This window comes from Pseudonocardia kongjuensis (genome assembly GCF_039526905.1).
Lineage (GTDB): Bacteria > Actinomycetota > Actinomycetes > Mycobacteriales > Pseudonocardiaceae > Pseudonocardia > Pseudonocardia kongjuensis.
This window is the reverse complement of record NZ_BAAAJK010000042.1, coordinates 1-19,284: the sequence shown is the minus strand read 5'-3', so window position 1 is coordinate 19,284 and position 19,284 is coordinate 1. Positions and strand designations below refer to the sequence as shown.

Here is a 19,284-nt window from a genome sequence, read left to right as displayed (position 1 = left end):
GACTCTGGGACGGTTCCTCTCGGAGGGGTGTGTGACGTCTGTCTAGCGGACGGAGGCCGCGGTGATGGAGCGGGGGCCGCGGCCCACCGCGACCATCCCGGACTTGACCATCTCGCGGATTCCGTAGGGCTCCAGCATCCGGAGCAGGGCGCCGAGCTTGTCGGCGGTGCCGGTGGCCTCGACCGTGACGGCCTCCGGGGACACGTCGACGACCTTCGCCCGGAACAGCTGGACGGTCTCGAGCACCTGGCTGCGCACGGTCGCGTCGGCCCGGACCTTGACCAGCAGCAGCTCGCGCTGCACCGAGGCGTCCGGCTCCAGCTCGACGATCTTGATGACGTGCACGAGCTTGTTCAGCTGCTTGGTGACCTGCTCCATCGGGAGCTCGTCGACCTCGACCACGATCGTCATCCGGGAGATGTCCGGGTGCTCGGTCGGGCCGACCGCCAGCGAGTTGATGTTGAAGCCGCGGCGGGAGAACAGGCCGGAGACCCGGGCCAGGACACCGGGCTTGTCCTCGACGAGAACGGAGAGGGTGTGCAGCTCGCTCACTGGTCGTTCCCCGCTTCGGACAGCGCCTTCTCGGTCACGTCGGCGACCTCGTCGACCGATGCCGCGAGCTCGTCGTTGTCGAACTCGGGCCGGATGTCGCGGGCGACCTTGATCTCGTCGTTGCTGGTGCCCGCGGCGACCATCGGCCAGACCTGCGCGTCGGCGCCGACCACGAACTCGACGACGACCGGCCGGTCGTCGATCTCCATCGCCTGGTGGATGACCCGGTCGACGTCCTCCTTCGACTCGACCCGCAGCCCCACGCAGCCCATCGCCTCGGCCAGCATCGGGAAGTCCGGGATGCGCAGCTTGTGCGTGTTGAGATCGGTGTTGGAGTAGCGCTCGCCGTAGAACAGGTTCTGCCACTGGCGGACCATGCCCAGGTTGCCGTTGTTGATCACGGCGACCTTGATCGGGATGCCCTCGATGGCGCAGGTGGCGAGCTCCTGGTTGGTCATCTGGAAGCAGCCGTCGCCGTCGATGCACCACACGACGGTGTCCGGCTCGCCGACCTTGGCGCCCATCGCGGCCGGTACCGCGTAGCCCATGGTGCCGAGCCCGCCCGAGTTGAGCCAGGTGCGCGGCTTCTCGTAGCGGACGAACTGGGCGGCCCACATCTGGTGCTGGCCGACGCCGGCGGTGTAGATCGCGTCCGGGCCGGCGATGGCGCCGATCCGCTCGATCACGAACTCCGGCGAGAGCGCACCGTCGGCCGGCTCGGTCCAGCCGAGCGGGTACCGGTCGCGCAGCCCGCCGACCTGCCGCCACCAGGCGGTCAGGTCCGGCTCGCCGTGCTGGGCGCGGTCGGCCCGGACCGCCTCGATCAGCTCGGTCAGGACCTCCTTGCAGTCCCCGACGATCGGCACGTCGGCCCGCCGGTTCTTGGAGATCTCGGCCGGGTCGATGTCGGCGTGCACGACCTTCGCGTCCGGGGCGAAGCTCTCCAGCTTGCCGGTGACCCGGTCGTCGAACCGGGCCCCGAGCGCGACCAGCAGGTCGGACCGCTGCATCGAGGCGACCGCGGCGACGGTGCCGTGCATGCCCGGCATGCCCAGGTGCTGCGGGTGGCTGTCCGGGAAGACGCCGCGGGCCATCAGGGTGGTGACGACCGGCGCACCGGTCAGCTCCGCCAGCTCCTTCAGCTCCGCCGACGCCTCCGCCTTGAGCACGCCGCCGCCGACGTAGAGCACCGGCTTGCGGGACTCCCGGATCAGCCGGGCGGCCTCGCGGATCTGCTTGCCGTGCGGCCGGGTCGTCGGCCGGTAGCCGGGCAGCTGCAGCTCCGGGGGCCACGAGAACGTGGTCTGCTCCTGCAGCACGTCCTTCGGGATGTCCACCAGGACCGGCCCGGGCCGGCCGGTGGACGCCAGGTGGAAGGCCTCGGCGATCGCGCGCGGGATCTCCGCGGCGTCGGTCACCAGCATGTTGTGCTTGGTCACCGGCAGGGTGATGCCGGTGATGTCGGCCTCCTGGAAGGCGTCGGTGCCGATCAGCGGCCGGGTCTGCTGACCGGTGATCGCGACCAGCGGCACCGAGTCCATGTGCGCGTCCGCGATCGGCGTGACCAGGTTCGTCGCGCCCGGGCCCGAGGTCGCCATGCAGACCCCGACCTTGCCGGTGGCCTGGGCGTAGCCGGTGGCGGCATGCCCGGCGCCCTGCTCGTGCCGGACCAGGATGTGCCGCACCTTCGTCGAGTCGAGCAGCGGATCGTAGGCCGGGAGGATGGTGCCGCCCGGCAGCCCGAAGACCACCTCGCAGCCGATCTCCTCGAGCGAGCGCACCAGGGACTGGGCCCCGCTCATCGGCTCGTCGACGATCCGCGGGCCGGGCACCGTGGTGTCCGGGGTCACCGCGCCGTGGCTGCGGGGGGCCGGATCGGTGCGCGGCACGGTGGGCCGGCCCGGCGGCGGGCCGGGTTTCGGGCCGGGCGCGCCGGACCTGGAGTGGGCGGTGGTCATCTGGGTCTGCCTCGCTGGAGATCGTTGTCGATCAGATGCCGGACATGAAAAAACCCCCGCCGCCCGGAGGTCCGGGCTCCTGCGAGGGTGAGCGCGTCGTCGTGCCGTTCGAAGGAGTCGAACTCAGGCGGCGACGCGCCCGGGAAGTACGATAATTCGAACGTCGAACATGGTCCGACGCTAGCACGTGTCCCACGCGCGGCGTCAAACGGCCCCACCCGAGCGGGGCCGCGGGCGTCCGTCCGGCGGTGTCACACTGGAGTCGTGAGCAGCACCGACGACCGCGAGGCCGCCGAGACCGCCCCGGCCGGGGAGCCGACCCCCACCGCCGGGCCCGTCCAGCATGTGGACGTCGGCGTCGCCTACACACCCCGGGTTCGCGACGAGGGCCGCAAGGTCCGGGAGGGCACCCGCCGGCTGGTGCTGAAACCGTCCCGGCTGACCATCGTGGTGGCGCTGTTCGCCGCTGTCGGTGGCCTGCCGCTGTACTTCAGCGTGCCGTACTTCTGGCTGTTCCTGCTGGTGCCGGTCGCGGTGACGGTGTGGGTGCTGCGGATCCGCACCACGGTGGACCCGTCGACGGTGGCGGTGCGGACCCTCACCGGGTCGCGCACGGTCGCCTGGGACGAGGTGCGCGGGCTGCGCCTGGGGAAGCGGGCGTCGGTGAGCGCGGTGCTCTCCGGCGACGACGAGCTCGTGCTGCCCGCGGTGCACGTGCGGGACCTGCCCGCGCTGTCGGTCGCCTCCGGCGGACGGTTCGCCGACCCGGTCGGCGAGGACTGAGACCGGATCCGCCGTTCGGCCCCGCGGGCGCGGGCGGTGCCCTACCCTCGCCGCCATGTCGTCGCCCGGGATGGACCGCTCCGAGCTCGACCGCCGGGTGCGGCGGCAGGGCGCCGACATCGACGCCCTCTACGAGATCAGTACCCGGATCGAGGGCAAGGTCGGCTCGGTGGACCAGCGGCTCGGCTCCGTGGACCAGCGGGTCGGCTCCATGGACCAGCGGCTCGGCTCCGTGGACCAGCGGGTCGAGTCCATGGACCAGCGGCTCGGCTCCGTGGACCAGCGGGTCGACTCCATGGACCAGCGGCTCGGCTCCGTGGACCAGCGGGTCGGCTCCATGGACCAGCGGCTCGACTCGGTGGACCAGCGGGTCGGCTCCATGGACCAGCGGCTCGGCTCCGTGGACCAAGGGGTCGGTTCGCTGGACCAGCGGGTGGGTTCGCTGGAGGTCGGGGTGCAGGAGCTCAGCAGCTCCGTGGACCGGCGCTTCGACGCCGTGGACCAACGCTTCGACGGAGTCGGCCACCGCCTCGACGGCATCGACGGCCAGCTCGAGGCGATCCTCACGATTCTCCGCGAGCGCTGAGGACGCTCCCCGGCCCGCCCGCGCGCCCGCCCGTGGGCGTACCGTGGGGACGAACGGCACGTACGGACCCCCGGGCGTCGATCCGCCCCGCCCGCGCGCGCCGCCCCGGGCCGGTGCGCCCCACCACCGCGACACCACTGCGACGTGCGCGCCCGCCCGGCCGCCCGCGCCGTCCAGAACACGTCTGGAGACCCACGACATGCCCGCCCTGCGCTCCCGCGTCACCACCCACGGCCGCAACGCCGCCGGAGCGCGCTCGCTCTGGCGCGCCACCGGCATGGGCGACGACGACTTCGGCAAGCCGATCGTCGCGATCGCCAACTCCTACACCCAGTTCGTGCCCGGCCACGTGCACCTCAAGGACATGGGTGACCTGGTCGCGAGCGCGATCGTGGAGGCGGGCGGGGTCGCCAAGGAGTTCAACACGATCGCCGTCGACGACGGCATCGCGATGGGCCACGGCGGGATGCTCTACTCGCTGCCCTCGCGCGAGATCATCGCCGACGCCGTCGAGTACATGGTGAACGGGCACGCCGCCGACGCGCTGGTCTGCATCTCGAACTGCGACAAGATCACCCCGGGGATGCTGAACGCCGCGATGCGGCTGAACATCCCGACCGTGTTCGTGTCCGGCGGCCCGATGGAGGCCGGCAAGGCGGTCGTCGTCGGCGGGGTCGCGCAGGCACCGACCGACCTGATCACCGCGATCGCCGCGTCGGCGTCGTCCGAGGTGGACGACGCCGGGCTGGCCGAGGTCGAGCGGTCGGCCTGCCCGACCTGCGGGTCGTGCTCGGGGATGTTCACCGCGAACTCGATGAACTGCCTGACCGAGGCGCTCGGGCTGTCGCTGCCGGGCAACGGATCGACGCTGGCGACGCACGCCGCCCGCCGCGAGCTGTTCCTCGACGCCGGGCGCACCGTGATGGACCTGGCCACCCGCTGGTACCGCGACGACGACGCGTCCGCGCTGCCGCGCAACATCGCGACCCGGGAGGCGTTCGAGAACGCGATGGCGCTCGACGTCGCGATGGGCGGCTCGACGAACACCGTGCTGCACATCCTGGCCGCCGCGCAGGAAGGCGAGATCGACTTCGATCTCGCCGCGATCGACGCGGTCTCCCGCCGGGTGCCCTGCCTGAGCAAGGTCGCGCCGAACTCGGACTACCACATGGAGGACGTCCACCGGGCCGGCGGCATCCCGGCCCTGCTGGGCGAGCTGTGGCGCGCCGGGCTGCTCAACACCGGCGTGCACAGCGTGCACTCGCCGTCGCTGGAGCAGTGGCTCACCGAGTGGGACGTCCGGTCGTCGAACCCGTCGGAGCGGGCGGTCGAGCTGTACCACGCGGCCCCCGGCGGGGTCCGGACCACGCAGGCGTTCTCGACGGAGAACCGCTGGTCGTCCCTCGACACCGACGCCGCGGGCGGCTGCATCAGGGACATCGAGCACGCCTACTCCGCCGACGGCGGGCTGGCCGTGCTGCGCGGCAACCTGGCCCTCGACGGCGCGGTGATCAAGACCGCCGGGATCCCGGAGGACATCTGGGAGTTCGAGGGCCCGGCCGTCGTCCTGGAGAGCCAGGAGGACGCCGTGTCGGCGATCCTGCGCAAGGACATCAAGCCCGGTGACGTGCTGGTGATCCGCTACGAGGGCCCGTCCGGCGGGCCGGGCATGCAGGAGATGCTGCACCCGACCGCGTTCCTCAAGGGCGCGGGGCTCGGCAAGGCGTGCGCGCTGATCACCGACGGCCGGTTCTCCGGTGGCTCGTCGGGCATCTCGGTCGGGCACATCTCCCCCGAGGCCGCGGCGGGCGGGACGATCGGGCTGGTGGAGAACGGCGACCGTGTCCGGCTCGACGTGCGCGCCCGCTCGCTGGAGCTGCTGATCGAGCCGGAGGTGCTCGCCGACCGGCGGGCCAAGATGGAGGCGTCCGAGCGGCCGTGGCAGCCGGTGGACCGGCAGCGGACCGTGTCCAAGGCGCTCCGGGCGTACGCGCACATGGCGACCAGCGCCGACACCGGCGCCGTCCGCCGGATCCCCTGAGCGCCGGCATGGGCATCGGGACCCGCACGCTCGGGTCGCTGACGGTCTCCGCGCAGGGCCTGGGCTGCATGGGCATGAGCCAGGGCTACGGCGCGGGCGACGACACCGAGTCGATCGCGACGATCCACCGCGCGCTCGAGCTCGGAGTCACCCTGCTGGACACCGCGAACGTGTACGGCGGCGGCGCCAACGAGGAGCTCGTCGGCCGGGCGATCGCCGGTCGGCGGGACGAGGTGGTGCTGGCGACGAAGTTCGGGATCGTCCGCGACGCCGCCGGCAACCAGGCCGCGCAGGGCGACCCGGCCTACGTGCACCGCTGCATCGACGAGTCGCTGCGCCGGCTCGGGGTCGATCACGTCGACCTGTACTACCAGCACCGGATCGACCCGGACGTCCCGGTGGAGGACACCGTCGGCGCGCTCGTCGAGCTGATCGAGGCGGGCAAGATCCGGCACTACGGGCTGTCCGAGTGCAGCGCGGAGACGGTCCGCCGTGCGCACGCCGTGCACCCGCCGGCCGCGGTGCAGTCCGAGTGGTCGCTGTGGACCCGCGGGATCGAGGACGCCGTCGCACCGGCGTGCGCGGAGCTGGGCGTGGGTGTCGTGCCGTTCTCCCCGCTCGGGCGCGGCTTCCTGACCGGCGCGATCACCTCGCCCGGGCAGCTCGGTGAGGGTGACATGCGGCGCGGCATGCCGCGCTTCTCCGACGAGAACCTGGCCGCCAACCTGGCGATCGTGGACGCCCTGCGGGCCGTCGCCGAGCGCCGCGGGGTGACCGCCGGGCAGCTCGCGCTGGCCTGGGTGCAGGCCCGCGGCGAGCACGTCGTCCCCATCCCGGGCACGAAGCGGCGCCGCTACCTGGAGGAGAACGTCGCCGCCGCGGAGCTGGAGCTCACCGCCGACGAGCTCGCCGAGATCGAGCGCGCGGCGCCGGCCGACGCGGTGGCCGGTGAGCGCTACCCGGCGCACCTGCAGCGCAACGTGGGTCGCTGATCCGGTCGTTCACCGGAGCCGTCGCCCACCCAGTGCGTCGTCGAGTTCGGCGAGCGCCGCGGACGCGACCCGGACCATCGAGCTGACCCGCTCCGGCCCCTGGTGGTCGGCGGCGAACGGCAGGTACTGCAGGTGCGCCGCGACCCGCGCCCAGGCCGACTCGACCGCGATCATCGCGGGCGGGTCGGCCTCGCCGAGTGCCTCGTGCAGGGTGTCGCGGTACAGCTGCGGGACCGGCTCGGCCGGGGCGTCCGCGGGCCCGTCCGGCGGCGGGGCGGCGAGCACCACGGCGTCCAGCGACCCGGGTGCGACGCGGGCGTTCCCCCAGTCCAGCAGGACGCTCCCGGACGGTCCGGTGTGCACGTTCCCGCGGTGCGCGTCGCCGTGGCAGAGCGTGCGGGGCAGCGCGGCGAGCGCGGTGGTGATCCGGTCGTCGGTCGCCCAGGTGCGGACGACGGCGTCCGCGTCGAGGTAGGCGTCCCGCCCCTGCGGGGTGCGGGCGGCGGCGGCCTGCAGGCCCACCGAGGCGAGTGCGCACAGCCGGCCCCACCAGGTCGGGTCGACGACCGGGACGCCGCGCGGCCGGTTCCGCCGCCAGTGCGCGTGCACCAGCGCCAGGGTGCGCCAGGCGTCGTCGGGGACCGGGGTGCCGGGGGGCAGCGGACCGCCCGGCTCGTGCGCGAGCACGATCCAGCCGTCGCCGGTCACCAGCATCCGGGGCACCCGCACCGGGCCGTTGACGACGGCGACCGCGCGCAGCGCCGCGACCTCCTCGGCACCGGCCGCCTTCAGCACCACCGACGAGCCGTCGTCCAGGTCGATCCGCTCGACCGCCGCCGAGGCGTAGCCACCGGCCAGCGGTTCCCGGCCGACGACCCGCACCTCGTGCCGCAGCCGCGTCGCGAGCGGGCCCAGCCAGACGTCGTCGGGTGGTGCCGTCATCGACGCAGCACGAACAGGGCCAGCAGGGCGACCCCCACCCCGATGACGAGCGCGAGCACCGACCAGGGCAGCGGGCGGCGCTGGTAGGTGCGGCCCGCGTCGAGCGCGATCCGGCCGGCACCGGTGAACAGCAGTGCGGCGACACCGCCGCCGAGCAGCAGGTGCAGCTCCAGGGAGTTCGGGCCGTCCGCGGCGAACAGCGGCACCACCGGGCCGTCCGGCCCGAGCGACAGCACGATCGCGACGATCTTGGTGGCGAGCAGCCCGGCCGCCGCGAACGGGGTGAGCAGGCCCAGGACCAGCAACGCGCCGAGGACGAGCTGACCGACGCCGAGCACCCAGGCCAGCGGCAGCGCGAACGCGGTGAACCCGAGCCCGTCGAGCGCCTCGGCGGTGCCGGCCGGGCCGAGCCCGCCGAGCAGGCCGAACACCTTCTGCACGCCGTGCGCGACGAAGATCCCGCCGACCACGACGCGCAGGATCAACAGCCCGATGTCCGACGAGACGTGCGCCGGTACCGGTAACCGTTCCGGCCGTGTCCGCTCCGGCGGTTCGTCACCGGAGACACTGCCCCAGTCGTACTGCTGCGTGGGCCCGCTCATACCGCGGACCCTACCGGCGGGTGGGCCGCCCACCTGCGGGTTTCCCCCGGCGCGTCCCCTGACTAATAGGCCCCGGTGACCAGGTTCGGCGGCTCGTCACCCGCCGCGAACGCGGCCAGCTGCTCGGCCGCGACGCCGTACGCGCGGCGCATCGCCAGCGGGACGCTGCCCCCGACGTGCGGGGTGAGCAGCAGACCCGGCGCGGAGAACAGCGGATGTCCCTCGGGCAGCGGCTCCGGATCGGTCACGTCGACGGCGGCCCGCAGCCGGCCGGAGTTCAGCTCGGCGAGCAGCGCGTCGGTGTCGCACACCGGGCCGCGGGCGCCGTTGACCAGCAGCGCGCCGTCCGGCATCGCGGCCAGGAACTCGGCGTCGACCATGCCGCGGGTCTCGTCGGTGAGCGGGACGATCAGCACCGTCGCGTCGTGCGCGGGCAGCAGCTGCGGCAGCTCGTCCCAGCCGTGCACGCCGTCCCGGGCGGTGCGGCCGACCAGGGTGGTCTCGACCTCGAACGGCTCCAGGCGGGCCCTGGTCTTCACCCCGACGTCGCCCGCACCGACGATCAGGATCTTCTTCCCGGCCAGCTCCTCGGTCTGGTGGTAGTCCCACACGCCGCGGTCCTGGGCGCGCACGAACCGGTCCAGGTGCCGGTAGACGGCCAGCAGCACCGACACCACCCACTCCGCCGTGGCGCCGCCGTGCGCGCCGCGGCCGTCGGACAGCGCGACGCCGTCGGGCAGCTTCCCGATCCACGCCTCGGCGCCCGCGGTGAGCAGCTGGACCAGCTCCAGCTGCGGCATCGCCTCGGTCAGCGCGATCGCGTCGGACGTCGCGAGGAACGGCGGGACCAGGGCGAGGGCGGTGCCCGCCGCGTCGGGCAGCGGCTTCTCCGGGTCGTAGACGACCGGGCTCAACCCGTCCACCTCGGACAGGATCTCGGCTCCCTCGGCGTGCGGCACCAGAACGGTCACGGGGCTCATGGCTCCGGACCGTACTCACCCGGCGCTCACCTCGCCCCGCCTACCGTGGACCCCCGTGAACGTCCGCCTGCTGCTGACCGTCGCGGCGCTGCTCGTGCTCGTGACCGGTTGCGCGACGTTCCCGGACGAGGGTGCCCGGGACTGGCGGCCGCAGGCGGAGGGCGAGGGCGAGCTGGGCGGTCCGCCGCAGATCGCGCCGACCGAGCCGCCGCCGCCGACCGAGCCGGCCCCCGGCCCGCAGCAACAGCAGCAGGCGCCGCCGCCGGCCGGGCCGTGCGAGGACCCGGATCCGCAGGTGGTCGCGGCCTGCCTGGGCCCGGTCGGCGCGATCGCCGTGCTGCCCCCCGGCGACCAGGCGCTGGTCGCCGAGCGCCGGACCGGGCGGGTGCTGCAGGTGCGCCGCGGTGCGGACCCGGTGGAGATCGCGACCGTGCCGGTCGATCCGGCCACCGGGATCAACGGCCTGGTGCTCTCCCCCGGCTACGCCGAGGACCGGCTGGTCTACGTGCTCGCCGGCACCCCGGACGGCGGCCAGGTGCTGCGGATCGCGCCCGGCGAGCCACCGAAGCCGGTGCTGACCGGGCTGCCGAACTCGGCGGGCGGCGGGCTCGCCGTCGACGACGCGCACCTGGTCGTGGCGACCGGGGCGGGCGAGGGCCCGCTCGCCGGGGCGGTGCTGCGGATCGACACGCTCGGCCGTCCGGCGCCGGGGAACCCGGATCCCGCGTCGCCGGTGCTGGCCCGCGGCCTCACCGATCCGGGCGGGGTCTGCATCGATCCGGCGGCGGACACCACCTGGGTGACCGACCGGGCCCCGACCCGCGACGTCCTGTACCGGGTCGGCGAGGGGACGCTCGGGGCGCCCGCCTGGACCTGGCCGGAACGGCCCGGCGTCGCGGGCTGCACGGTGCTGCCGGGCACGCTGGTCGTCGCCCAGTCCGGCGCCGAGGCGCTCTACCTGCTCACCCCGGGCCGCGACGGTGCCTTCACCGGCGACCCGAAACCGGTCCTGGAGGAGATCTACGGGGCGGTCGGCGAGGTCACCCGCGCCCCCGACGGGCTGCTCTGGCTCGGCACCGTCAACCGCGACGGCACGGCGCCGGGCCGCACCGATGACCGGGTGGTGCGCATCCAGCCGCCCACCGGGGGCGGCGAGTCCGCGATCTGAGGGTTCGCACCCGGCCGCCCCGGTCCGCACCTGCTGCGGCGGGTGCGGACCGGGGCGACGGGGTGCGGGCTAGGCGCCGACGCGCTCGACGACCAGCTCCCGCACGCGCTTGGCGTCGGCCTGGCCCTTCGTCGCCTTCATGACGGCGCCGACGATCGCCCCGGCCGCCTGGACCTTGCCGCCGCGGATCTTCTCCGCGACGTCGGGCTGCGCGGCCAGCGCCGCGTCGACGGCGGCGATCAGCTCGCCCTCGTCGGACACGACCTTCAGCCCGCGGGCGGCGACGACCGCGTCCGGGTCGCCCTCGCCGTCGAGCACGCCGTCGACGACCTGGCGGGCGAGCTTGTTGGTCAGCTCGCCGGCCCCGACCAGCTCGACCACCCGGGCCACCTGCCCGGGGGTGATGGCCAGCTCGCCGAGCTCGACGGAGCGGGTGTTCGCCTGCTGCGCGAGGTAGGACACCCACCACGAGCGGGCCTCCTGGGACGGCGCACCCGCGGCGACGGTCGCCTCGACCAGGTCGAGCGCACCGGCGTTGACCAGGTCGCGGATCTCCTCGTCGGAGATGCCCCACTCGTCCTGGATCCGGCGGCGCCGCTCCCAGGGCAGCTCGGGCAGGGTGCCGCGCAGCTCCTCGATCCACTCCGCGCTCGGCGCGATCGGGACCAGATCGGGCTCCGGGAAGTACCGGTAGTCCTCCGAGGTCTCCTTGCGCCGCCCGGCCCGAGTGTGCCCGGTCGCCTCGTCGAAGTGCCGGGTCTCCTGGACGATCTCGCCGCCCGCGTCGAGCACGGCGGCCTGCCGGCCCATCTCGTGCCGGACGGCCCGCTCGACCGACCGCAGCGAGTTGACGTTCTTGGTCTCGGTGCGGGTGCCGAGCGTGCCGCTGCCCGCCGGGGACAGCGACAGGTTCACGTCGGCGCGCATCGAGCCCTGGTCCATCCGGACGTCGGAGACGCCGAGCGAGGAGATCAGGTCGCGCAGCGCGGTGACGTAGGCGCGGGCCACCTCGGGGGCGCGGGCGCCGGTGTCCGGGATCATCTTCGTGACGATCTCGATCAGCGGGACGCCGGCCCGGTTGTAGTCGAGCAGCGAGTGGTCGGCGCCGTGGATCCGGCCGTCCGCGCCGCCCACGTGCAGCGACTTGCCGGTGTCCTCCTCCATGTGCGCCCGCTCGATCCCGATCCGGACGACCTCGCCGTCGTCCAGGGTGAGATCCAGGAACCCGTCGACGGCGATCGGCTCGTCGTACTGGGAGGTCTGGAAGTTCTTCGGCATGTCCGGGTAGAAGTAGTTCTTCCGGGCGAACCGGCCCCACGGCGCGATCGAGCAGTTCAGCGCCAGGCCGATCCGGATCGCCGACTCCACGGCGGCCCGGTTGACCACCGGCAGCGCGCCGGGCAGGCCGAGGCAGACCGGGCAGACCTGGGTGTTCGGCTCGGCGCCGAACCCGGTCGGGCAGCCGCAGAACATCTTGGTGGCGGTGGACAGCTCGACGTGCACCTCGATGCCGAGCACCGGATCGAAGCGGGCCACGACGTCGTCGAAGTCCACGAGCTCGATGGACGCGGTCATGCGGTCACCCCTGCAACCTCCGGGACCCGAGCGATCAGCGGGCCACCCTCGTCGGCGTCGCGGGCGGCCTCGAACGCCGCCCCGACGCGGTACATCACGGCCTCACCGAGCGCGGGCGCCATGATCTGCAGCCCGGTGGGCAGGCCGTCGGAGAGGCCCGACGGCACCGACATCCCGGCCACCCCGGCCAGGTTGGTCGGGATGGTGGCCAGGTCGTTGAGGTACATGGCCAGCGGGTCGTCGACCTTGTCCCCGATCGGGAACGGCACGGTCGGTGTGGTCGGCGAGACCAGCACGTCGGCCTGGGCGAACGCGGCGTCGAAGTCCCGGCTGATCAGCGTGCGGACCTTCTGCGCCTGCCCGTAGTAGGCGTCGTAGTAGCCGCTCGACAGCGCGTAGGTGCCGAGCATGATCCGGCGCTTCACCTCGGGTCCGAAGCCCTGCTCGCGGGTGTTGGCCATGACCTCCTCCGCGGAGCGCCCTTCCGCGGCGCGCAGGCCGTAGCGCATGGCGTCGAACCGGGCCAGGTTCGACGACACCTCGCTGGGCAGGATCAGGTAGTAGGCGGCCATGCCGTACTCGAAGTGCGGGCAGGACACCTCGACCAGCTCGGCGCCGAGCTTCTCCAGCCGGCGCAGCGACGCGTCGTAGGCGGCGCGGACGCCCGGCTGGTAGCCCTCGCCGCCCAGCTCGCGGACGACGCCGACGCGCAGCCCGGACAGGTCACCGGTGGCGCCCAGCTTCGCGGCCTCGACGACGGCCGGGACCGGCCGGTCGATCGAGGTGGAGTCGCGCGGGTCGTGCCCGCCGATGACCTCGTGCAGCAGCGCCGCGTCGAGCACGGTGCGGGCGCACGGCCCGCCCTGGTCCAGCGACGACGCGCAGGCCACCAGCCCGTAGCGGGACACCTGGCCGTAGGTGGGCTTGACGCCGACGGTGCCGGTGAAGGCGGCCGGCTGGCGGATCGAGCCGCCGGTGTCGGTGCCGATCGCCAGCGGCGCCTCGTACGCGGCGAGTGCCGCCGCGGAGCCGCCGCCGGAGCCGCCCGGCACCCGGGTGGTGTCCCACGGGTTGCGGGTGACCCCGTACGCCGAGTGCTCGGTGGAGGAGCCCATCGCGAACTCGTCCATGTTCGTCTTGCCGAGGACGGTGATCCCGGCGGCGCGCAGCCGTTCGGTGACGGTCGCGTCGTACGGCGGCTGCCAGCCCTCGAGGATCTTCGAGCCGCAGGTGGTGGGCATGTCGGAGGTCGTGAAGACGTCCTTGAGCGCCAGCGGCACCCCGGCCAGCGGGGAAGCGGGCTCCCCGGCGGCGAGCGCGGCGTCGGTGCGCTGCGCGGCGGCCAGTGCGGACTCGGCCCCGACGTGCAGGAAGGCGTGCACCCCGGTGTCACCGCCGTCGACGGCGGCGATCCGGTCCAGGTGCGCCTGCGCGGCCTCGACCGCGGACACCTCCCGGGAGTGGATCTTCCCGGCCAGCTCGGCCGCGGTCAGCCGGATCAGCTCGCTGCTCATGCCTCCTCCCCCAGGATCCGCGGCACCCGGAAGCGTCCGTCCTCGGCGGCCGGTGCCCCGGCGAGCGCCTGCTCCTGGGTGAGGCCGGGGCGGACCTCGTCGGGCCGGAAGACGTTCTCCAGCGGCACGGCGTGCGAGGTCGGCGGGATGTCGTCGGCGGCGACCTCCCCGACCCGCGCCACCGAGCCGATGATCACGTCGAGCTGGCCGGCGAAGACGTCCAGCTCCTGCTCGGTGACGGCCAGGCGGGCCAGCCGGGCGAGGTGCGCGACCTCGTCCCGGGTGATGGCCCCGCCTGCTGCGGGGGAATCGGTGGTCATGCCCCTCCTCGGGATGGTTCTGGCTCGCGGGCCCGGGGCGGATCCGGATGCGCGGGTCCCGTCCGGCGCAGCGACGACGGTGTTGCGACCGCGGTGGGGCGGCCCGCCCGGAACACCACCCGACACGTCCGCGACGGACGCGTGCGCCGGTGTGCGGCCAAGTCTATTCCCGCCGGTCCGGCGGCCGACCGCCCCCCGGTGACCGGCCCCGCGGGTGGTGCGGGGCGGGGAGATGATGACCGGGCGGGGGCCCGGGTGGCAGGATCACTGTTCCCGCCCGGAACCCTCCGCGCCCCCCAGTCGCGGACGGTCACGGCCTCGCCGCCGCGGTGCGGGTGCACCGGCATGCCACCAGGGCGTCCGAGCAGAGGGAGAGGATCCGTTCGTGTCGTTCCTGCTCCGGGTCATCCTCCCGGACAAGCCCGGAAACCTCGGGGCCGTCGCCTCCGCCCTCGGCGGGGCCGGAGCGGACATCCTCAGCGTGGACGTCGTCGAGCGCAGCGACGGGCAGGCGGTCGACGACATCGCCGTCGAGCTGTCCGCGCACCGCCCGCCGGACGTGCTGATCACCGCGGCGGAGTCGGTGCCGGGTGTCGTGGTCGAGTCGGTGCGCCCGCACACCGGGCAGCTGGACACGCACCGCGAGCTGGAGCTGCTGGACGAGATCGCCGGTGACCCGGGGCACGGGCTCGACCTGCTCGCCGCGGAGGTCCCCCGGCTGTTCCGGGCCGGCTGGGCGCTGGTCGCGGTCAGTGAGGACGGCCGGTCCTACCGGATCGCGGAGAGCTCCGCCGCACCCGAGACCCGCACCGGCGACCTGCCGTGGCTGCCGCTGGACCGGGCGATCGCGCTCGACGAGCGGCACTGGGTGCCGGAGCCCTGGCGGGCGATGGACACCGAGCTGGCGGCTGCGCCGTTCGGATCGGGCGTGCCGCCGAAGACGCTGGTGGTGGGGCGGCCGGGCGGCCCGGTGTTCCGGCCCTCCGAGCTGGCCCGGCTGGCGCACCTGGCCGGGATAGTCGCCACCGTCCTCAAGGTCTGACGCCCGGGCCACACACCCCGTGGCCTCGCCGCACACCTGCTGCGACGGGTGTGCGGCAGGGCCACGGGGTGTGTGCCGGCGGCGCTCAGACCCGGATCGACAGCGCGGTGCGGACCAGGTCGTCGTTGCCGGTGGCCAGCCAGCCGTCCGGCCGGACCAGGACGTCCTCGAAGCCGATCCGGGTGTCGATGTTGACCCGGGTCGCGTACTCCAGCACCGGCCAGGCGCCCTCCTCCTCGCCGTGCAGCAGCACGGGGACGGGCGGCTGGCCGAGCGCGCGCAGGATCCGGATGCCCTCGGCGACGGCGGTCTCCGGATCGACGACGGTGGACTCCGCGATCACCCGGCGGGTGCCCGGCGGGAGGCCGTTCTGGCGCAGGGTCACCGCGTCGCCGCTGGTCCAGACGCCCAGCTCGACGGCGATGCCGACCGACCAGGCGGCCCGGCACACGTCGGTCCAGCCCAGCTCGTGCACGTTGACGCCGCACACGTCGGGCTTGCCGGAGCCGAGCCGGCCCCAGGTCAGCACGGTCTCCACCCGGTCGGCCGGGTCCGGCTGGATCCAGCGGCCGGTCGGCACGCCGACCTCGATGCCGGGCGCCTCCTGGCGGATCAGCGCCACGACGTCGCCGACCACGGCGGGCTCGATCGTCTCCAGCCCGTCGTCGTCGCGCGGGTGGACGTGCACCGAGGTGACGCCGAGCCGGGCGACCGCGCGGGCGTCGCGGGCCAGGTGGCGCGGCAGCACCGGGAGGGCCGGATGGGCATCCGCCGGTCGTGACCCGTTGAGCGCCGCCTGCAACACCGTGTTCCTCCGCTTCGATCCGTCGACCGGTCCGTATCGGACCGTCGGACCGAGACTAGGTGGTCGTCCGCGGACGACGGCGCCCGGACGCGCCACGCACCGGGTGACGTCGCCGTCCGGCAGGACCCCCGCGCCGGGCGGACACGCGCGGTGATCGAGCGGCCACCCTCGGGCGCGTCGGGGCGGCCCGTGCTGCCCGGTCCGCCGGGCTCACTCCGCCGAGGCGTGCTCCCGTGCCGCGTCCGGGCCGCGATCGAGCAGCACCTCGAACCCGGCCTCGTCGAGGACCGGGACGCCGAGCTCGACGGCCTTCTCGTACTTGGAGCCGGGTGCCTCCCCGGCCACCACGAACGCGGTCTTCTTCGACACCGACCCGGCGGCGCGGCCACCACGGGCCATGATCGACTCCTTCGCCTCGTCCCGGGACCAGCGCTCCATCGACCCGGTGATCACGATCGACAGGCCCTCCAGGAAGCGCGGGACCGAGTCGTCGATCTCGTCCTCCATCCGGACCCCGGCCGCCCGCCACTTCTGCACCACCTCGCGGTGCCAGTCGACGGAGAACCAGTCGCGCACCGCGGCGGCGATGGTGGGACCGACGCCGTCCACCCCGGCGATCGGGGCGAGTGCCTCGGCGACCGCCTTCGCCCGGGCGCGCGTGGCGGCGCGCTCCTGCTTCTCGGCCTCGGCAGCGGCGGCCTCGGCGTCGGCGACCGCGGCGTCGGCGTCGGCGACCGCGGCGTCGGCGTCGGCGTCGGCGACCGCGGCATCCGCAGCCTCGGGCTCGGACTCGGACTCGGTGGCCCCGGACTCGGTGGCCCCGGACTCGGCAGCCCCGGACTCGGTGCCCCCGGACTCAGCAGCACCGGGCTCAGCAGCACCGGGCTCGGCAGCTCCCGACTCGGCGGCCCCGGGCTCGGCGGCGGTGTCCTCCTCCCCCGCCGTCCCGTCGGAGACGATCGCGACCCCGGCGGCCTCGGTGCCCTCCTTCGCCTGTGCCGCGGCCCGTTCGAGGGCCTCCATCGAGCCGAACTCGCGGGCCAGCGCCTGGGCCGCGGTCGGTCCGACGTGCCGGATCGACAGCCCGACCAGCACCCGCCACAGCGGCCGGTCCTTGGCCGCCTCCAGGTTCGTGAGCAGCTTGCGGCCGTTGACCGTGAGCTCGCCCTTCTGGTTGCGGAACAGCTCGGTGCGCAGCAGGTCGTCCTCGGTGAGCGAGAAGACGTCGCCCTCGTCGGTCAGCACGCCGGAGGTCAGCAGCGCCACCGCCGCCTCGTAGCCGAGTCCCTCGATGTCGAACGCGCCGCGCCCGGCGACGTGGAACAGCCGCTCCCGCAGCTGCGCCGGGCAGGAGCGGGCGTTCGGGCAGCGCCGGTCGACGTCGCCGGCCTTCTGCTGCACGAGCGCGGTGCCGCACTCCGGGCAGTGGGTCGGCATCACGAACTCGCGCTCGGTGCCGTCCCGGAGGTCGGTGACCGGGCCGAGCACCTCGGGGATCACGTCGCCCGCCTTGCGGATCACCACCCGGTCGCCGATCAGCACGCCCTTGCGGCGGACCTCGTCGGCGTTGTGCAGGGTCGCCATCTCGACCGTGGAGCCGGCGACCTTGACCGGTTCCATCACGGCGAACGGGGTGACCCGGCCGGTGCGCCCGACGTTGACCCGGATGTCGAGCAGCCGGGTGGTCGCCTGCTCCGGCGGGTACTTGTAGGCGATCGCCCAGCGCGGGAAGCGGGAGGTGGCGCCGAGCCTGCGCTGCAGCGCGACCTCGTCGACCTTGACGACGACGCCGTCGATCTCGTGCTCGACGTCGTGCCGGTGCTCGCCCCAGTACTCGACGAACTCGATCACCGCCTCGATCCCGCGGAGCACCTTCGTGCGCGGGGAGATCGGCAGCCCCCAGGCGACCAGTGCGTCGTACGCCTCGGACTGGGTGCGCGGGGTGAATCCCTCGCGGCGGCCGAGACCGTGGCAGATCAGCCGCAGGTTGCGCGACGCGGTGACCCGCGGGTCCTTCTGCCGCAGCGACCCGGCGGCGGTGTTGCGCGGGTTCGCGAACGGCTCCTTGCCCGCCTCGACCAGCGAGGCGTTGAGCCGGTCGAAGTCCTCCAGCCGGAAGTACACCTCGCCGCGCACCTCGACCAGCTCCGGCACCGGGAACTCGTCGGTGCCGGTCAGCGTGACCGGGACCTCGGCCAGGGTGCGCATGTTGAGGGTGATGTCCTCGCCGGTACGCCCGTCCCCGCGGGTGAGCGCGCGGGTCAGCGTGCCGCGCTCGTAGAGCAGGTTCACCGCGAGCCCGTCGATCTTGAGCTCGCAGAGGTAGTGCAGGTTCTCGCCGACCTCCCGGGTGACCCGCTCCTGCCAGGTCCGCAGGTCCTCCGGCGAGAACGCGTTGTCCAGCGAGAGCATCCGCTCGAGATGGTCGTGCGCGACGAACTCGGTGGAGAAGGTGCCGCCGACCCGCTGGGTCGGCGAGTCCGGCGTGGCCAGCTCCGGATGCGCCTCCTCCAGGGCGAGCAGCTCGTGCCAGAGCTCGTCGAACTGGCCGTCGGACACGACGGGCGAGTCCAGCACGTAGTAGCGGAACTGATGGTCGGCCACCTCGGCCGCCAGCTTCGCGTGCCGGTCGCGGGCCTGCCCGTCGCTCTCAGAACTCACGTCGGGCAGGTTAGCGGCGACCCCCGACAGTCACCGGCGGGCGAGCGCGACCGACCGGGCGAACCTACGGTGACCCCATGACGGACGGCGGAAGGAACGGCACCGACGGCGGCCCGGACCCGGCCGCGGTGGAGCTCGCGCACCGGCTGTTCGACCTGGCCAGGGCGGGCGCGGCAGCGGAGCTGGCCGGCTACCTCGACGCCGGGGTGCCGGTGGAGATCACCGACCCGAAGGGCGACACGCTGCTGATCCTGGCCGCGTACCACGGGCATCCGCCGATCGTCGCGGACCTGCTGGCCCGCGGCGCGGACCCGGACCGGACCAACGACCGGGGCCAGACGGCGATCGCGGCGGCACTGTTCGCCCGCTCGGCGCAGTCGGTGACGGCGCTGCTGGCCGCCGGGGCGGACCCGCACCACGGCAGCCCGAGCGCCTGGGCGACGGTCGAGCACTTCGATCTTCCCGACATGCGGGAGATCCTCGAACGCACCGTTGACAGTTAGGTCAGGCTCACCTAAGTTAAGTCATGTCGCTTCGTGGTGGGAGCGGCGCGTCAGTTCGGGACGGATGGCCCGGTCGCACCTCGGTGCGGCCGGGCCGTTCCCGTTCGGTGCGATCCCGCGCAGGGGCGGATGGCGTCCGTCACGTTGCCCTGGACCTCAAGTCGAGTCGAGACATCACGCTGGATCCATGGCCGACTACACGCTCCCGGATCTGCCGTACGACTACAGCGCGCTCGCCCCGCACATCGCGCCGGAGATCA

17 protein-coding genes are annotated in these 19,284 nt (G+C 73.9%); 7 read left to right on the top strand and 10 right to left on the bottom strand.

Annotation, left to right across the window (positions count from 1 at the left end; translation table 11 throughout):
* Window positions 1-42: 42 nt before the first annotated feature.
* A complete protein-coding gene (gene ilvN / locus ABD160_RS26820) occupies window positions 43-552 on the bottom strand; it encodes an acetolactate synthase small subunit (protein ID WP_344027366.1) in 510 nt (169 codons plus the stop codon).
* Window positions 549-2,510: an acetolactate synthase large subunit gene (locus ABD160_RS26815; RefSeq protein ID WP_344027364.1), complete on the bottom strand. Its 1,962-nt coding sequence runs from the start codon at window positions 2,508-2,510 to the stop codon at window positions 549-551. The genes ilvN and ABD160_RS26815 overlap by 4 nt, the downstream gene beginning before the upstream one ends.
* A 264-nt stretch (window positions 2,511-2,774) precedes the next feature.
* Here ABD160_RS26815 and ABD160_RS26810 point away from each other — a divergent pair, with 264 nt between their 5' ends.
* From ABD160_RS26810 to ABD160_RS26795, 4 genes are all read left to right on the top strand, one after another.
* Complete coding sequence (locus ABD160_RS26810) at window positions 2,775-3,293, top strand: PH domain-containing protein (protein WP_344027362.1); 519 nt, start codon at window positions 2,775-2,777, stop codon at window positions 3,291-3,293.
* A gap of 55 nt (window positions 3,294-3,348) precedes the next feature.
* Window positions 3,349-3,879 (top strand): hypothetical protein, encoded by a 531-nt coding sequence (locus ABD160_RS26805; RefSeq protein ID WP_344027360.1) that lies wholly within the window; start codon window positions 3,349-3,351, stop codon window positions 3,877-3,879.
* A 199-nt stretch (window positions 3,880-4,078) separates the two neighbouring features.
* Complete coding sequence (ilvD, locus tag ABD160_RS26800; RefSeq protein ID WP_344027358.1) at window positions 4,079-5,920, top strand: dihydroxy-acid dehydratase; 1,842 nt, start codon at window positions 4,079-4,081, stop codon at window positions 5,918-5,920.
* Window positions 5,921-5,928: 8 nt separating this feature from the next.
* Window positions 5,929-6,912 (top strand): aldo/keto reductase, encoded by a 984-nt coding sequence (locus ABD160_RS26795; protein ID WP_344027357.1) that lies wholly within the window; start codon window positions 5,929-5,931, stop codon window positions 6,910-6,912.
* Window positions 6,913-6,921: 9 nt separating this feature from the next.
* On the opposite strand, the gene ABD160_RS26790 is transcribed toward ABD160_RS26795, so the two are convergent.
* The 3 genes from ABD160_RS26790 to ABD160_RS26780 form a co-directional block, all read right to left on the bottom strand.
* Entirely contained in the window at window positions 6,922-7,854 is a 933-nt protein-coding gene (locus ABD160_RS26790) for a phosphotransferase (RefSeq protein WP_344027356.1), read from the bottom strand.
* Window positions 7,851-8,456 carry a DoxX family protein gene (locus ABD160_RS26785; protein WP_344027355.1) on the bottom strand — a complete coding sequence of 202 codons (606 nt, stop codon included), beginning with the start codon at window positions 8,454-8,456 and terminating at the stop codon, window positions 7,851-7,853. The genes ABD160_RS26790 and ABD160_RS26785 overlap by 4 nt, the downstream gene beginning before the upstream one ends.
* Window positions 8,457-8,518: 62 nt before the next feature.
* Window positions 8,519-9,436 carry a 2-hydroxyacid dehydrogenase gene (locus ABD160_RS26780; RefSeq protein WP_344027353.1) on the bottom strand — a complete coding sequence of 306 codons (918 nt, stop codon included), beginning with the start codon at window positions 9,434-9,436 and terminating at the stop codon, window positions 8,519-8,521.
* 55 nt (window positions 9,437-9,491) lie between these two features.
* Here ABD160_RS26780 and ABD160_RS26775 point away from each other — a divergent pair, with 55 nt between their 5' ends.
* Window positions 9,492-10,604, top strand: a complete 1,113-nt coding sequence (locus tag ABD160_RS26775; protein WP_344027351.1) for a PQQ-dependent sugar dehydrogenase — start codon at window positions 9,492-9,494, stop codon at window positions 10,602-10,604.
* Between the two features lie 69 nt (window positions 10,605-10,673).
* Here ABD160_RS26775 and gatB read toward each other — a convergent pair whose 3' ends face one another.
* From gatB to gatC, 3 genes are read right to left on the bottom strand one after another with little or no spacing between them, the layout of a single operon-like run.
* Entirely contained in the window at window positions 10,674-12,179 is a 1,506-nt protein-coding gene (gatB, locus tag ABD160_RS26770; protein WP_344027349.1) for an Asp-tRNA(Asn)/Glu-tRNA(Gln) amidotransferase subunit GatB, read from the bottom strand.
* Window positions 12,176-13,693: an Asp-tRNA(Asn)/Glu-tRNA(Gln) amidotransferase subunit GatA gene (gene gatA / locus ABD160_RS26765; RefSeq protein ID WP_344027347.1), complete on the bottom strand. Its 1,518-nt coding sequence runs from the start codon at window positions 13,691-13,693 to the stop codon at window positions 12,176-12,178. Before gatA ends, gatB begins: the two co-directional genes overlap by 4 nt.
* The gene (gene gatC / locus ABD160_RS26760) at window positions 13,690-14,013 is read right to left on the bottom strand and encodes an Asp-tRNA(Asn)/Glu-tRNA(Gln) amidotransferase subunit GatC (protein WP_344027345.1); all 324 of its coding nucleotides are present in this window, start codon (window positions 14,011-14,013) and stop codon (window positions 13,690-13,692) included. Before gatC ends, gatA begins: the two co-directional genes overlap by 4 nt.
* 385 nt (window positions 14,014-14,398) lie before the next feature.
* Between gatC and ABD160_RS26755 the strand changes: the two genes are divergently transcribed.
* Entirely contained in the window at window positions 14,399-15,055 is a 657-nt protein-coding gene (locus ABD160_RS26755) for an ACT domain-containing protein (protein WP_344027343.1), read from the top strand.
* A gap of 85 nt (window positions 15,056-15,140) precedes the next feature.
* Here ABD160_RS26755 and ABD160_RS26750 read toward each other — a convergent pair whose 3' ends face one another.
* Both ABD160_RS26750 and ligA read right to left on the bottom strand, forming a co-directional pair.
* The gene (locus tag ABD160_RS26750) at window positions 15,141-15,860 is read right to left on the bottom strand and encodes a 3-keto-5-aminohexanoate cleavage protein (RefSeq protein WP_085910994.1); all 720 of its coding nucleotides are present in this window, start codon (window positions 15,858-15,860) and stop codon (window positions 15,141-15,143) included.
* A gap of 210 nt (window positions 15,861-16,070) precedes the next feature.
* The gene (gene ligA / locus ABD160_RS26745; RefSeq protein WP_425563668.1) at window positions 16,071-18,521 is read right to left on the bottom strand and encodes an NAD-dependent DNA ligase LigA; all 2,451 of its coding nucleotides are present in this window, start codon (window positions 18,519-18,521) and stop codon (window positions 16,071-16,073) included.
* A gap of 77 nt (window positions 18,522-18,598) precedes the next feature.
* Here ligA and ABD160_RS26740 point away from each other — a divergent pair, with 77 nt between their 5' ends.
* Window positions 18,599-19,024, top strand: a complete 426-nt coding sequence (locus tag ABD160_RS26740; protein ID WP_344027340.1) for an ankyrin repeat domain-containing protein — start codon at window positions 18,599-18,601, stop codon at window positions 19,022-19,024.
* Window positions 19,025-19,284: the final 260 nt, after the last annotated feature.